The organism is Rhizobium lusitanum, from assembly GCF_014189535.1.
Taxonomy (GTDB): Bacteria; Pseudomonadota; Alphaproteobacteria; order Rhizobiales; family Rhizobiaceae; genus Rhizobium; species Rhizobium lusitanum_C.
Window position 1 is genome coordinate 396,658 of record NZ_CP050308.1, and the last position, 13,675, is coordinate 410,332.

General features: G+C 59.7%; 13 protein-coding genes and 1 tRNA gene. 4 read left to right on the forward strand and 10 right to left on the reverse strand.

Annotation, left to right across the window (positions count from 1 at the left end; translation table 11 throughout):
* Window positions 1–15: 15 nt before the first annotated feature.
* From HB780_RS15735 to metG, 5 genes are all read right to left on the reverse strand, one after another.
* Window positions 16–723 carry a polysaccharide deacetylase family protein gene (locus HB780_RS15735; RefSeq protein ID WP_286203118.1) on the reverse strand — a complete coding sequence of 236 codons (708 nt, stop codon included), beginning with the start codon at window positions 721–723 and terminating at the stop codon, window positions 16–18.
* Window positions 724–993: 270 nt separating this feature from the next.
* The gene (locus tag HB780_RS15740; protein ID WP_183693335.1) at window positions 994–1,485 is read right to left on the reverse strand and encodes a YbaK/EbsC family protein; all 492 of its coding nucleotides are present in this window, start codon (window positions 1,483–1,485) and stop codon (window positions 994–996) included.
* The gene (locus tag HB780_RS15745) at window positions 1,482–2,309 is read right to left on the reverse strand and encodes an MBL fold metallo-hydrolase (RefSeq protein WP_183693338.1); all 828 of its coding nucleotides are present in this window, start codon (window positions 2,307–2,309) and stop codon (window positions 1,482–1,484) included. The genes HB780_RS15740 and HB780_RS15745 overlap by 4 nt, the downstream gene beginning before the upstream one ends.
* Before the next feature lie 4 nt (window positions 2,310–2,313).
* Window positions 2,314–3,096: a TatD family hydrolase gene (locus tag HB780_RS15750; protein WP_183693341.1), complete on the reverse strand. Its 783-nt coding sequence runs from the start codon at window positions 3,094–3,096 to the stop codon at window positions 2,314–2,316.
* A gap of 8 nt (window positions 3,097–3,104) precedes the next feature.
* The gene (gene metG, locus HB780_RS15755; protein WP_183693344.1) at window positions 3,105–4,658 is read right to left on the reverse strand and encodes a methionine--tRNA ligase; all 1,554 of its coding nucleotides are present in this window, start codon (window positions 4,656–4,658) and stop codon (window positions 3,105–3,107) included.
* Between the two features lie 304 nt (window positions 4,659–4,962).
* On the opposite strand from metG, the gene HB780_RS15760 reads away from it, so the two are divergent.
* The gene (locus tag HB780_RS15760; protein WP_435693938.1) at window positions 4,963–5,706 is read left to right on the forward strand and encodes a sulfite exporter TauE/SafE family protein; all 744 of its coding nucleotides are present in this window, start codon (window positions 4,963–4,965) and stop codon (window positions 5,704–5,706) included.
* Here HB780_RS15760 and HB780_RS15765 read toward each other — a convergent pair.
* From HB780_RS15765 to HB780_RS15780, 4 genes are all read right to left on the reverse strand, one after another.
* The gene (locus HB780_RS15765) at window positions 5,703–6,737 is read right to left on the reverse strand and encodes a DNA polymerase III subunit delta' (RefSeq protein ID WP_183693350.1); all 1,035 of its coding nucleotides are present in this window, start codon (window positions 6,735–6,737) and stop codon (window positions 5,703–5,705) included. The genes HB780_RS15760 and HB780_RS15765 overlap by 4 nt on opposite strands.
* Window positions 6,734–7,417: a dTMP kinase gene (gene tmk / locus HB780_RS15770; protein ID WP_183693353.1), complete on the reverse strand. Its 684-nt coding sequence runs from the start codon at window positions 7,415–7,417 to the stop codon at window positions 6,734–6,736. The genes HB780_RS15765 and tmk overlap by 4 nt, the downstream gene beginning before the upstream one ends.
* 142 nt (window positions 7,418–7,559) lie before the next feature.
* Window positions 7,560–8,771, reverse strand: a complete 1,212-nt coding sequence (locus tag HB780_RS15775) for a D-alanyl-D-alanine carboxypeptidase family protein (protein ID WP_183693356.1) — start codon at window positions 8,769–8,771, stop codon at window positions 7,560–7,562.
* 68 nt (window positions 8,772–8,839) lie between these two features.
* Window positions 8,840–10,006 carry a septal ring lytic transglycosylase RlpA family protein gene (locus tag HB780_RS15780; protein ID WP_183693359.1) on the reverse strand — a complete coding sequence of 389 codons (1,167 nt, stop codon included), beginning with the start codon at window positions 10,004–10,006 and terminating at the stop codon, window positions 8,840–8,842.
* A gap of 413 nt (window positions 10,007–10,419) precedes the next feature.
* Here HB780_RS15780 and HB780_RS15785 point away from each other — a divergent pair, with 413 nt between their 5' ends.
* Both HB780_RS15785 and cml read left to right on the forward strand, forming a co-directional pair.
* Window positions 10,420–10,713 carry a PsiF family protein gene (locus HB780_RS15785; protein WP_183693362.1) on the forward strand — a complete coding sequence of 98 codons (294 nt, stop codon included), beginning with the start codon at window positions 10,420–10,422 and terminating at the stop codon, window positions 10,711–10,713.
* 282 nt (window positions 10,714–10,995) lie between these two features.
* Entirely contained in the window at window positions 10,996–12,198 is a 1,203-nt protein-coding gene (gene cml, locus HB780_RS15790; protein WP_183693363.1) for a CmlA/FloR family chloramphenicol efflux MFS transporter, read from the forward strand.
* Window positions 12,199–12,740: 542 nt separating this feature from the next.
* Here cml and HB780_RS15795 read toward each other — a convergent pair.
* Window positions 12,741–12,830, reverse strand: a tRNA-Ser gene (locus HB780_RS15795).
* A gap of 198 nt (window positions 12,831–13,028) precedes the next feature.
* Here HB780_RS15795 and HB780_RS15800 point away from each other — a divergent pair.
* Window positions 13,029–13,625, forward strand: coding sequence for a DNA-3-methyladenine glycosylase (locus HB780_RS15800; RefSeq protein WP_183693366.1), 597 nt, complete (start codon window positions 13,029–13,031; stop codon window positions 13,623–13,625).
* The last annotated feature ends 50 nt before the right edge of the window (window positions 13,626–13,675 follow it).

Here is a 13,675-nt window from a genome sequence, read left to right on the forward strand (position 1 = left end):
GGTGGCGTGATGGGGTTATTGGTCGTAGGTGCTGATATCGCCGAAGGCATAACCACCTTGTCTGAGCGCATCGATCAACGCCTTCAGATTCCGTGTGCCATCGAACTTATCCTGAAACATCTCATCATGCATGAGCAGGATCATTTTACCCGGCCGCACGAACTTGCCGTACGCAAACAGATGATCAATTTCTCTAACGAGGTGATCGACGGACTGGACGGGTTTGCCGTCATTGCTGTGAACCCATTCGAAATCCCAGCCATAGAGGTCGAATCCGGCTTCGGCGACGAGTTCATAATCCAGCCATTCGCGCTGCCATTCGGCAACATTGAGGGACAGGTCCTCGCTGGAAACATTGCGAAGCCGAAAGACATTGCGCCCCGGCAAACGGGCGTCAACCTTCGGTGTCAGATCAAGGACGCCATTGGCGCGAAGCATGTCGGCGACCACGGCGTCGGTGTTTGAGTAGTAGTGTCTATAGTGATTGTTGGCATGGCTATAGCTATGGTTTCCCACCGTGACGAGCGGCAGAGCTTTGGCCTCGGCCAACAATGCGCGGCCTTGCGAATTGCTCTCCACATGCTGCCCGACCATGAACATAACGGCCGGAACATTTTCCTGTTTCAGGGTGGAAAGGATGTTCTCCGTGCCGAGCAGCGGACCATCATCGAACGTCAGATATATCGTCCGCTCCGCCGCCGATGCAGCGGAGATGCAAGCCACGAGAAAAATCCCGATCTGAAGCGATCGTTGAAATACGTTCCAAAGCAAATCGTATCCGCCCGAAGGTCTCTACCGCAAACTTGCGGCAGGTTGGCATATCAGCTTTGATAAGGAAAGCAGGCGGCTCGCGTGACGGCTGGAGCTAGAAATAGGTGGGGGCGTTTCATTGGCATGTAGCACTTCAAACTTGAGCCCACCTGCCCAAATACAAAAGTCACATAAGATAGATTATGGAACTAAAACCGATATCCGATGCGTGCTAGAACCGCTTCAGCCCGCCTTCACCCGTATCACCTTGGCTCCGATCTTCTCAGCCAAGACCTTCGGATCGCAGGCAAAAATGCTGTCTGGCCGTCCCGCGGCGCACCAGACCTGATCGTAGCCCAGCAGGCTTTCGTCGACGAAGACCGGCAGGTTGACGCGATGGCCGATCGGACCGACGCCGCCGATGGCGAAGCCGGTTTCGTCGCGGACGCGGTCGATGTCGGCGCGCTTCAGGCGCAGGCCGTAAGTGGCTGCGATATTTGCCGTATCGGCATTGTGGGCGCCGGAAACGAGAAGCAGCGTCAGGCCATTGGTGTCCGCATTGACGAAGACCAGCGACTTGACGATCTGGCCGACGGCGCAGCCGGCCGCATTGGCGGCTTCCTCGGCCGTGCGGGTCGATTGCTCCATGCGCTTGATGGCGATGTCGAGGCCGAGATCGCGAGCGCCCTGCTCGACGCGCTCCAGGCTTGAAAGCTTCCTGCTATCCTCGCTCATAGATCATCATCCTCTACATCGAGCTCAATGCGCATCTGGTCGTAGGCCGGCTCGACATGGTCTGGCGTTTCCGCAAGCACGGTCTCGTAGTCGAGTGGTGTGTGCATATGTGTCAGGATCGCATGCTTTGGCTGCAAGCGTTCGATCCAGGCGAGCGATTGCTCCAGCGAAAGATGGCTTGGATGAGGCCGATATTGCAAGGCATCGATGATCAACACATCGAGATTTTGTACCTTCTCGACAGATTCTGCCGGGAAGTCGCTGATATCGCTGCAATAAGCGAGTTTTCCGATACGAAAACCGAGCGAATGGATATCGCCATGCTGCTGCCTGTGCGGCCAGAAGGTGATCGGACCGCCCGGCCCTTCGACCGTGAAGCTCTTGTCCAGGCTTTCGATGATGACCGGCCGGACGATCGGCGGATAGTTGCTGCCCGGCGGTGTTTCCAGGCAATAGCCGAAGCCTTCGCGGATACGGTCCATGGTCGGCTGATCCGCATAGATCGGAATGCGTTCAAGTGAATTGTGGAAGAAGCCGCGCAGATCGTCGAGACCGTGAATATGGTCGGCATGCGCATGCGTATAGAGTACGGCGTCGATCGAGCCGACGCCGGCGCGTATCATCTGTTCGCGAAAATCCGGGCCGGTGTCGATGACGACCGTTGTGACGCCGCCGTCGGGTGCGATCTGCTCGACCATGAAAGCCGACCGCGTGCGTCGGTTTTTTGGGTTTTTCGGGTCGCAGGCGCCCCAATCGCCGGTAATGCGCGGTACGCCCGGCGACGACGAACAGCCCAATATGGTGAAGCGCCGCCGGTGTGTCACGCTGTCAGACCCTCGTCATCCGGGAGAAGCAGCGGAATGCGTTCTCGGTGGTGATCGTCGAGATTTCGTCCATCCCGACGCCAATCGTGTCGGCCAGCACCTCGGCGGTGTTGACGACATAGGATGGCTCGTTGCGCTTGCCGCGCCAGCGCTTCGGCGCGAGATACGGCGCGTCGGTCTCGACCAGAAGCCGGTCGTGCGGGATCGTCTTGGCGATGTCGCGCAGCTCTTCGGATTTAGGGAAGGTCAGGATGCCGGAGAAGGAGATGTAGCCGCCGAGTTCGACGCCGGTACGGGCGAGGGCTGGGCCGGCGGAGAAGCAATGCAGGATGAAGGGGAAAGCCCCCTTCCCTGTCTCCTCGGTCAGGATCGCGGCCATGTCTTCATCGGCACTACGGCTGTGAATGACCAGCGGCAGCTGCGTCTCGCGGGCGGCAGCGATATGACGCAGGAAGCCGGTCTTCTGATCTTCAGGCTTCACCGTGTCATAGAAGTAATCAAGCCCCGCCTCGCCGATCGCGACGATCTTCTCGTGCTGATTTGCCAGCCGCACAAGATCCTCGGTCTGGATGTCCAGTTCCTGATCGGCGCTGTTCGGATGCGTGCCGACTGAACAGAAGACGGATGGATACCGCTCGGTGATCGCCAGCAGCCCGTCGAGCTTTCGAACCTTGGTTGAGATGGTGACCATTTGCTTGACGCCGACTTCATGGGCGCGCGCAACGATCACGTCGCGTTCCTCCGCGAAATCAGCGAAATCCAGATGGCAATGTGTGTCGATCAGCATGGCAAACCTTATTCGGCTGTCGGCGCCACATAGCGCGGGAAGACCGGTTTCGGCGCTTCCAGCGGCGTACCGGGGACAAGACGACCTGCCTCGCCGAGGGCGGCGAAATCGCGCTTGTCTGAGGGAATGGCGATCAGGTCCAGCAGCTTGGTAGAGGAATCCGGCATGAAGGGCTGCAGCAGAATGCCGATCTGGCGGACGACATCGGCCGTGACATAGAGTACAGTCGCCATGCGAGCCGGGTCGGTCTTCTTCAGCGCCCAGGGTTCCTGGCCGGCGAAATAACGGTCGCTTTCGGAGACGACGGCAATGATCGAGGCAAGCGCACGGTGGATGGCTTGCTTGCCCATATCCTCGCGCGTGGAGGCCAGCAGCGCATCGGCCTGCGCCAGCAGCGCCTTGTCCTCGTCGGTCAGTGCGCCGCATTCCGGGATCTTGCCATCGCAATTCTTGACGATCATCGACAGTGAACGACTGGCAAGGTTGCCGATGCCGTTGGCGAGATCGGAATTGATGCGCGTGCCGATCGCCTCTTCACTGTAGCTGCCGTCCTGGCCGAAGGAGACTTCGCGCAGGAAGAAATAGCGCACCTGGTCGAGACCGAAATGGTTCACCAAGTTGACCGGATCGACGACGTTGCCGAGCGATTTCGACATCTTCTCGCCCTTGTTGAGCAGGAAGCCATGGGCAAAGACGCGCTTCGGCAGCGGCAGCTTCGCCGACATCAGGAAAGCCGGCCAGTAGACAGCGTGGAAGCGGATGATGTCCTTGCCGATGATGTGGACATCGGCAGGCCAGTATTTCGCCCGCGGATTGTTCCGGTCCTCGATATAGCCGGTCGCCGTGATGTAGTTCGTCAGTGCATCGACCCAGACATACATGACATGCGCCGGATCGTTCGGCACCTTGATGCCCCAGTCGAATGTCGTGCGCGAGATCGACAGATCTTTGAGGCCAGATTTGACGAAGGAGATGACCTCGTTGCGGCGCTCGGCCGGGCCGACGAAATCGGGATTTTCCTCGTAGAGCTTCAGCAGGCGATCCTGGTATTCCGAGAGCTTGAAGAAATAGCTTTCCTCCTGCACCCATTCGACCGGCGTGCCCTGCGCCCCGTAGCGCACGCCGTCGGCGCGCAGCTCCGTCTCGTTTTCCTGGTAATAGGCTTCGTCGCGCACCGAATACCAGCCCGCATAGGAATCCTTATAGATGTCGCCGGCATCGGCCATCAGGTTCCAGATGTTCCGCGAGGTCTCGTGGTGGCGTTCTTCCGTCGTGCGGATATAGTCGTCGTTCGACGAATTGAGCAGCTTGCCCATCGCCTGGAACTCAGCGGAATTGCGGTCAGCGAGCTCATGCGGCGTCAGGCCCTCGGCGCGCGCTGTCTGCTGCATCTTCTGGCCGTGTTCGTCCGTACCCGTCAAGAAGAAGACGTCTCGCCCGTCCAACCGCTGGAAACGCGCCATGGCGTCGGTCGCAATCAGCTCGTAGGCATGGCCGATATGCGGCTTGCCATTGGGATAGGCGATCGCGGTGGTGATGTAGAACGGGGTTTTATCGGTCATATCAGGCAATGGTCCGCTTTACGTTTCGTCATTGTTATTCTTGCTCATGCTCGCTTTAGCGCATGTTTGCTAGGAGCGAAACACCAAGTTTCGCGCCTGCAACATTCCTGACTGGCGAGTGTGCTTTGCTTGACAGGGTCCCGACCCAGCTTTACCCCTGCGGAAAACCCAAGGGCAGGACACAAATCATCGTGAATTCCATTTTCATTTTTGGCAGCCTGTCCATCGGCTCGAAAGGGCCGTGGTTTTGAGTTTTCCAGCTTGGTACCAACCCCTCTACTCATTTTCCGGTTTCTTCGTCGGCATGCTGGTGGGCATTACGGGCGTTGGCGGCGGCTCGTTGATGACGCCCTTGCTCGTGCTTCTATTCGGTGTGCATCCGGCCACGGCCGTCGGCACAGATCTCCTCTATGCCGCGATCACCAAGACGGCGGGAACGGCCGTGCACGGCATGCATGGGCGGGTGAACTGGAGAGTCGTGGGCCTGCTTGCCTCGGGCAGCGTACCGGCAGCGCTTGCGATGTTGTGGTTCATGGCCGGCGTCAATCGCCAGAGCCCGGAGGTTGCGCACGCGATCACCCTGTCGCTCGGCTGTCTTCTGCTCCTGACGGCGCTGATGCTGCTCTGTCGTGGCCAGGTGTTGAACGCGATGCGCAAATGGCGGGGCAAGCGCGGGGTTCTGGCGCCGCGCACCATCGCGATTCTGACGCTCGTCTTGGGGCTCGTACTTGGTACGCTCGTCACCATGACGTCTGTCGGCGCCGGTGCGCTCGGCGTCACCGTGCTTCTTGTGCTCTATCCGCAGCTCGATGTCCGAGAGATCGTCGGCTCGGATATCGTCCATGCCGTGCCGCTGACCCTGATCGGCGGCATGGGCTATTGGTTCATCGGCGAGATCAATTGGACCATACTGTTTGCGCTGCTACTTGGCTCGATCCCCGGCATCGTCGCCGGCAGTCTGCTCGCACCACGCCTGCATGAACGGCTGATCCGGATCGTGCTCGCCGTCACCCTGCTCGTCGTCGCCTGGAGGCTGATTTTCCCTTAAGCAAGCCGCTGCTTGAGCTCGCCAAGAACGGTGATGATCGTCTGCTTGCGGTCGAGGTTGTAAGCCTGTGAGACGGTGAGCCGCTCCGTAACCTCGGCATAGAGGCGGGCGAGCTTTTCAGCGACGGTAATATGCCCCTCCAACGCGGCCGCCCTCGCCCGGGCCATGATATCGTCGCCGATATGAGACACGAAGAAGCCGAAGATCGTCTCGCTGTCCTTGCCCGACAGTGCATCGGCAAGGCGGTGCATCGCCCGGCGTGCGGCAGGGCCTTCCGTAGAGATGACCTGCTCATAGGCCGCAACGATCTCGCCGCCACCATAATTCAGCAGCTTCAGCGCCTCGTTGACACTGCCCTTGGCCGACGCAAGCAGTTCCTTGCCCTGTCCCGCCGACAGGCCTATGCTGAGATGTTCAAGAGCCTTGCTCAAGGCATCATCGCTCAGCGGTGCCAGCTTCAACGGCAGGCAGCGCGAACGAATGGTCGGCAAAAGCTTGCCCGGTGCGTGCGACAACACCAGGAACAACGCCCGCTTCGGCGGCTCCTCGAGGATCTTCAATATCGCATTGGCGGCATTGCGGTTGAGGTCGTCGGCGGGATCGATGATGACGACGCGCCAGTTACCGGTGCCGGAGGTCTGCGAAAAGAATTTACCCGCGCGGCGCACCTCGTCGACGGTGATTGCCGATTTCACCTTGCCGGTCTTCTCATCGACCGGGCGGGCAAGATGCAGCAGATTGTGCGAGGCGCCGCCCGAAATTTGCCGGCTGACGGCGGAGGCCGGATCCGGATCGCCGATCGTCTCGGGTGCCGAGGCGGGATCGGGATGCGAGAGCACATGGTTGGCAAAGCGGAAGGCAAGCGTCGCCTTGCCGATGCCCTCCGGCCCTTCGATCAGCACGGCATGGTGGCCCTTGCCGGAGCGGTATGACTGCGCCAGAAAAGCCTCGGCCTCCTCGTGGCCAAAAAGACGGGTGTTATCCTGCGGAGGGATTGCTCCGTCCAGAACGCCGGGCCGATCTTCGCTCATTGTGCAACTTCCGGTCTGGCGGCTTGCATGTCATCTGCCAGGCTCAGCCGCTTTTCGATAATCCCGGCAATCTCATCGGCAATGGCGTCTTCCTCGCGCTGTGCATCGACGATGTGGCAGCGGTCAGGATCACGAGCGGCGATATCGAGAAAGGCCTCGCGGCGCTTCTCGTGGGTCTGCAATTCTTCCTTTTCGAAGCGATCCGGCGCCGTATCGGCCGACGCGCGCTTGCGGGCGCGCTCCAGGCCGATTTCGGCGGGAATATCGAGGATCAGTGTGCAGTCCGGCACAACACCGTTGACGGCCACCCGTTGCAGGGCCTCGATGAAATCCGGTTCCAGATTGCCCGTGATGCCTTGATAGACGCGTGAGGAATCCATGAAGCGGTCACAAAGCACGATCGTACCGCGAGCGAGCGCCGGGCGGATGATCTCCTCGACGTGATCGTTGCGCGCGGCGGCAAACAGGATGGCTTCCATGCGCGTGCCGAACATCTCCGCTGCGCCCGAGAGCAGTACATGCCGCACCGCTTCGGCTCCTGGCGAACCACCTGGTTCGCGCGTCACCAGCACATCATGGCCCAGCCCGCGCAACCACGCCGCCAGACGGCGAATCTGGGTCGATTTGCCGGCCCCTTCCCCGCCCTCGAAGCTCACGAACAGTCCGGTTGCATCAGCCAATGATCATGTCCTGCACTTGTTTTACGCTCTTTTGCCGCTGCGCGATCTCTGTTCTGTTTAACCCAAGACGTAGCCGGGTGAAACCACCAGCTCGGACATTCTATATAGGCTGTGAACAGGGATTTCGCGAGGCGGGAAGCGATCAGGTCGGCGTCGGCGTGTCCCAAAGCCAGGAAAACAACAGCGTTTCTGTTAACTCCACGAGAGCATCCAAAGCGCGGCGGCCAAGCGTTCCCTGAGCGACCGGATCTTTGGTGTAGAGAGGCAGTTCGCGTAGCAGGCGCGCCCCGGAAAAGACGCGGAGTGTTCCCGCTTCATAGCCGGCTGTCACGGGCGCCGTCAGTGGCCAATGGTAGACGATGCGGGCCGACAGGCGATCGGGATTGTCGTTTGCCACATAGACATCGACAGGCATTTTGGCGAGCAGCCCGACCGTGGATTGCGCTCCGCCGTAGACGCTGGCATTGCCGATCACTTCGCCGTCGGCGAAGATGCGCTGGCTTTTGAAGTTGCTGAGGCCCCATTCCAGTACACGGCGGCTTTCCTCGGTGCGTTCCTTGTCCGTCTTCAAACCGCCGAGCGCCAGGAACAGGCGCTTGCCGTCACGCTGGATGGAAGCGACGATCGAATAGCCCTCGCCGTCCGCAAAGCCGAGGCCCAGACCATCGACGCCGATGTTCAGCGGCAGCAGCGGATTACGATTGCGCTGGAAGATCTTGTTCCAGGTGAAATCAGGTTGGCCGAGGTACCTATAGAAGTCCGCATGATTCTGCTGCAGGTCTTGCGCCAGGGTCACCAGTTCGCGCACGGATATCTTGCCGCCGCCATTCGGATCGTCGGCATCCGGCAGGCCGGTGGAATTGCTGAACACAGCCCTCGGCATGCCGATCTCGCGCGCACGCGCCGTCATGCGTCGTGCAAATTCCTTTTCGCTGATCGAGATCCCCTCTGCGAGGATGATGCAGCTATCATTGGCCTGCTGCACCGCGATGCCCTGGATCAGATCGCCAACGCGCACGCGTGATTTCAGCGCGGCGAACATGGTCGATGTGCGTGACGGCGCCCCGCCGGTACGCCAGGCATTTTCGGACACCGGATATTCGGTATCGAGCGAGATCTCCCCGCGCTTGATTGCATCAGAGATGACATCAAGCGTCATCAGCTTGGCAAGCGATGCCGGTGAAATCTGTTGATCCGCGTTCTTGGCAAGCAGGATCGTGCCGGTTGAGGCTTCCACCATGAAGGCTTGGGTGGCCTTGGTGTCGAAAGCGGGAGACGCCGCTTGCTGGGCCATCGCCGGCAGGCATCCAACTCCGACAAGAAAGAAAAACGCGAAAATAAGGCGTCTTAGCATGTCGGCTCCCCAATGCGACCACCCCCGAACATATTAGCCAGGGGTGAAGATTCAGGCAATCACGCCAATCAATCGACTTGCGTCTGGCCTTGATGCTGGCGGTGATAGGCGGAGAGGATCGACTGCTGCGTCAACCCGTCATTACGGACCATGACCGCATCGAAAGCGAGGTTGACATAAACCGTCTTGACCGGCGCATCCTGATATGCGGCAACCATGGAGGCGAGCGACGGGGTCGTAAGGCTGGCCATGCCCGGCGAGAAGTCCGGACGCTCATAAGGAATGGGTCCGATCATGGGCAGGACGACAAGCGTCGGCTCGACAGGATCAACGGACGGAGCCGCGCCGCCATTCCAGGTCATCGGCGGCGGATTGTTCTGCTTGCCGCTATTCGGGGTCGTTGGGGTGGAGCCGGCAAAGGCGACAGCAGAATTCGGCGAGGATCGCGGTATCGGCGCCAGCGTCGGCGTGGTGTTGAAGTTGCGCTGTTCACGGCTCTTGCGGGCGTAGCTATCCGACTGGGGTAGCTGATCGGCGGTCATTGCGCCGTTCGAGGCAACCATCACGCCCGTTGCGATCTGGCCGCCAGGATTGATGCTCGGCAGGCGCGATCCCTTGGGAATATAGGAGGCCATCAGATAGGGATCGTCATGACCGTCCATGCGGGCGCGGCCGACATACTGCACGCGCACATCGCCGGTACCACTGTGCTGCAAATCGAGCAGTTGCGCCGTTTTGTTGGAGAGATCGATGATACGGCCCGGATGGTAAGGGCCGCGATCGTTGACGCGCACGATGATGGAGGAACCGGTTTCGACATTTGTCACGCGCGCATAGCTCGGCAGCGGAAACGTCGGATGCGCAGCGGTCAGTGCCTGCTGATCATAGACTTCGCCATTGGCGGTCAGGCGGCCGTGGAAAGCCGAGCCGTACCAGGAGGCAATGCCCATCTTGTTATAGCTATAGTCTTCCTTGGGGTAATACCACTTGCCCTTGACCTGATAGGGATTGCCGACAAGGAACCGGCCGCCACCCTTGGGAACCGGCCCGTTGGCCACAACCCGCGGGCTCGCCTTGACGCCATATTCCTTCTCGGAGAAATATTCCTTGCCGTGCTGACGCTTCGTTGCAACCTGCTGCGAGGTTCCGCAAGCGGTAACGGTGGCGCACATCAAAGAGAGAGCAAACCAACGCAGACCTGTCGCGTATGTCGTCGCACGATTATCGAATTTCATCTGTCCCACGCCGCTTAACAAATTACCAGGACCGAGGCATGCACCAGCATATCCCTCATGTTGATACCTGCTACGCCCCAACCACCTAACGGTACTTTAATCATGATTGCATGTTGTCGAATTTGCGTTCCGATTTGAGCGGATACGGACAATTCCAAATGTTATGGTTAATCAATAGTTAAATTAGATGCCCGTCAAGGGCGTGCCGGCTCGAGGAGGAAAGCCCAGGCGTTGGGGCGCCGATGATCTCGTGAACGAGATAACCGCGCGGCGTCAGGCTTTTACTCAATGCGGTGAATATTCGCCGTATTCGACCAGGAGCGGGTTGCCTTGCTTTTGCCTGGGTGATGATCCAAATTCCGCCTGCCGGGGGGCCATGCATTTCATCAGATGCATCAACGGAGGAAATGACCATGCGATTTGTTAGGACGTTCACCGCTGCGGCTATTGTGGCCCTCATCGGCACCGGCGCAATGGCACAGACGGCTACGACGCCGTCTACTACCACGACCACGCCATCCACTACGACCATGGCGCCTGCAACCACCACGAATTCAGCAGGAACGGTCGCCAAGCCAAAGGCGACGAAACCGGTGCAATCGGAAGTTTCCAAAGCCTGTTCCACACAGGCGGATGCAAAGGGGCTCCATGGAAAAGAACGTGCCAAGTTCCGCAGCCAGTGCAAGAAAAACGGCGGCAAGGTATAAGCCGGCCTGATACCGAGGCTGCGGCGTAAATACCGCCGCAGCCCTTCCCGCCCCTGCTCTCGGCTCCGGGCGATGGATATTGTCAAGCCGAGATCGGTCGGGTAAAAATGCCCGCATCAACCATTTCATCGTGTGGAGCATCGGCATGGGAGCCGCCAAGTCGTCAGATAAGTAGGCCGCAACAACGCATTTCGTTGTTGCGGCGTTCTGTCGAACCTGACCCAGCCAGTTGCTGACAAGCGAACGCCGCCGGATATTTCTCATTCGAGCGGATATGATCTCATGACTATCAACCGCCCCATCTGGGGCCACACGCTGCCGGCAGCCCTGCTGCTGATGGCGCCCTTCGACATTCTCGCCTCCCTGGCGATGGATATCTATCTCCCCGTCGTTCCGGCAATGCCCGCAATCCTCGGCACAAATCCATTCGTAATCCAGCTCACGCTCAGCCTTTATATGGTCATGCTCGGCGTTGGGCAGGTCCTGTTCGGGCCGATCTCGGATCGCATCGGGCGTCGCCCGGTATTGCTCGCCGGCACTCTTCTCTTCGCGATCGCCTCGTTGGGCGCGGCCTCGTCGTCGACCGCCATCCCCTTCGTCACGTTCCGCCTGCTACAGGCAGTCGGAGCCTCGGCCGCACTCGTCGCGACCTTCGCCACGGTCCGGGACATCTATGCGGATCGTCCCGAAGGCGTTGTCATCTATGGCCTGTTCAGTTCGATGCTGGCTTTCGTGCCGGCGCTCGGGCCTATTGCGGGAGCGCTGATTGCGGATCATTTCGGTTGGCGAGCCATCTTCGTCGTCCTGGCGGCATTGTCGGTGCCGGCCATGCTGAATGCAGCGTTTCGATGGCACGAGACGAGGCCCGGGAGCCAGACAATGCAGCGCCGATCGGTAATGCCGATCTTTTCCAGCCTGCCGTTCTGGACCTATACATTGGCCTTCAGCGCCGCCATGGGCACCTTCTTCGTGTTTTTCTCGACGGCGCCACGCGTCCTTATTGACCGGGCCGGCTATTCCGAGATCCGGTTCAGCATCACCTTCGCGACCGTCGCGGTCGTCATGATTGTGGTGACCCGCTTCGCCAAGGCGTTTGTCGCACGATGGGGCATTGCCGGAAGTGCGGCGCGCGGCATGGGCTTGCTGCTATGCAGCGCTATTCTTCTCGGACTGGGCGAAGTCTTCGGCTCGCCATCCTTCGCAAGCTTCATCGTGCCGATGTGGGTTATGGCGGCCGGCATCGTCCTCACCGCATCGGTCTCGGCGAACGGCGCTCTCGCCGGCTTCAATGACATCGCCGGATCGGCCGTCGCCTTCTATTTCTGCATCCAGAGTCTGATCGTCGGGACGGTGGGAACCCTGGCAACGACCATGCTGGGCGGAGATACCGCCTGGCCGCTGATCTGCTATGCGACCATGATGGCGGCATTGGTGTCGGCTGGTCTGGCACTGCTCCGGTTATGGGATCAATCCTCAGAGCAGTGAGGTTTGTCGGCCGGCTGCGAGGCTGCCCAATGAGAGGCCGGAGCCTTCGCACCGGCCTCGTCATGCATGCCACTTCATTCGTGATGAAATTACCTATGATATTGATAAAGTTAAATAAAAATATGACAATAGCCAGGCCACTGGACACCAGGGTCAGTGAAGCAACTGCGCCACCATAAGTGCCACCGTGATTGCGCCTGCACATATTGTCAAAGCAGTCAAAATCGAAGTCGACATCAATCCGCCCCTCAAACCCGAACGTTGGAGGCTAACTACAGGAGCGAGTGAGGAATGTCGCGTGACAGCTGGCGTGACATCGCCCAAGGCGTACAGCCATGGGCATATCAGTGTCTCGTGTCATGAAGAAAAAGAACGGCCACGTAATCTCGTGGCAGCAGCGTGACGTCAATCGGCCGCCCGACCCCGCCCTAAAGTTGACGGCAGTCGCGTTCTTCGGTGGTGTCTACAGGATCGGCGGTGACAATCAAGTGCGATCTCGCGAGTGAACGCGAGCGCTGTTATGCCGTGGACAAGGGTAGAGATGGCGGAAGAGGTGGGATTCGAACCCACGGTACGGTCTCCCGCACGCCGGTTTTCAAGACCGGTTCCTTAAACCACTCGGACACTCTTCCTGTCGCTGAAGCATGACGCTTCAGAAAATGTGGTGGGCTGGCTTTACAGCTATTCGGGCCGAAGCGTCAACCGGTTGCGCGGCGGTGTGGGTTCAATTCGTGACCAGATCGAGGACGTTGGGATTGGGCTAGGCGTTTCAGCGATCGGGCGATAGTAATTTCTAGCATCGACCATCCGGAAAGACATCGCCCTCACCCATGACGCACCAGCCCCTGCCTCTCGGCCCAGCGCCGCTTGCCGGCCCCGCCCTCGCCGACTTCTTTTCCCGTGACGCCGTTGTCGTTGCGTCCGATCTCATCGGCGCGCGCTTTACCGTTGCGGGCGTTGGCGGGCGTATCGTGGAGACGGAAGCCTATCGGCCGGATGATGAGGCGTCCCATGCTTTTCGTGGGCCGACGGCGCGCAATGCGGCGATGTTCGGCCCGGCTGGGTGTATCTACGTCTATCGATCCTACGGCATTCACTGGTGCGTGAATTTTGTCTGTACGACCGGGAGCGCCGTGCTGATTCGAGCCCTCGAGCCGGAGAGCGGGATCGAGGAGATGATCCACAGGCGCGGCACTGCCGACATTGCAGCACTTTGCAGCGGGCCGGGGAAGTTGACGCAAGCGATGGGCATCGACATCAGCCTGAACGGCCGGGCATTGGATGCTGCGCCCTTTGAATTCTCTCTGGCTGAACCACTGTCCGTCGTCGCGGGCAAACGGATCGGAATCAGTAGGAATGTCGATCCTCTCTGGCGGTTCGGCGCGGTCGGCTCGCGTTTTGTCAGTCGTCGCTTCCCGCAAGGATAAAAAAGACCGCCGGCGTGGTGTCCGGCGGCCATGTAACCGCGCAGTGAAAC

What these genes read in the sequence shown, in the direction of transcription:
- HB780_RS15740 (WP_183693335.1), bottom strand. Translation starts at nt 1,485, where the DNA reads ATGAGCGAGGATAGCAGGAAGCTTTCAAGCCTGGAGCGCGTCGAGCAG.
- HB780_RS15750 (WP_183693341.1), bottom strand. Translation starts at nt 3,096, where the DNA reads ATGCTGATCGACACACATTGCCATCTGGATTTCGCTGATTTCGCGGAG.
- metG (WP_183693344.1), bottom strand. Translation starts at nt 4,658, where the DNA reads ATGACCGATAAAACCCCGTTCTACATCACCACCGCGATCGCCTATCCC.
- HB780_RS15760 (WP_435693938.1), top strand. Translation starts at nt 4,963, where the DNA reads ATGCTGGTGGGCATTACGGGCGTTGGCGGCGGCTCGTTGATGACGCCC.
- HB780_RS15765 (WP_183693350.1), bottom strand. Translation starts at nt 6,737, where the DNA reads ATGAGCGAAGATCGGCCCGGCGTTCTGGACGGAGCAATCCCTCCGCAG.
- HB780_RS15775 (WP_183693356.1), bottom strand. Translation starts at nt 8,771, where the DNA reads ATGCTAAGACGCCTTATTTTCGCGTTTTTCTTTCTTGTCGGAGTTGGA.
- HB780_RS15780 (WP_183693359.1), bottom strand. Translation starts at nt 10,006, where the DNA reads ATGAAATTCGATAATCGTGCGACGACATACGCGACAGGTCTGCGTTGG.
- HB780_RS15785 (WP_183693362.1), top strand. Translation starts at nt 10,420, where the DNA reads ATGCGATTTGTTAGGACGTTCACCGCTGCGGCTATTGTGGCCCTCATC.
- cml (WP_183693363.1), top strand. Translation starts at nt 10,996, where the DNA reads ATGACTATCAACCGCCCCATCTGGGGCCACACGCTGCCGGCAGCCCTG.
- HB780_RS15800 (WP_183693366.1), top strand. Translation starts at nt 13,029, where the DNA reads ATGACGCACCAGCCCCTGCCTCTCGGCCCAGCGCCGCTTGCCGGCCCC.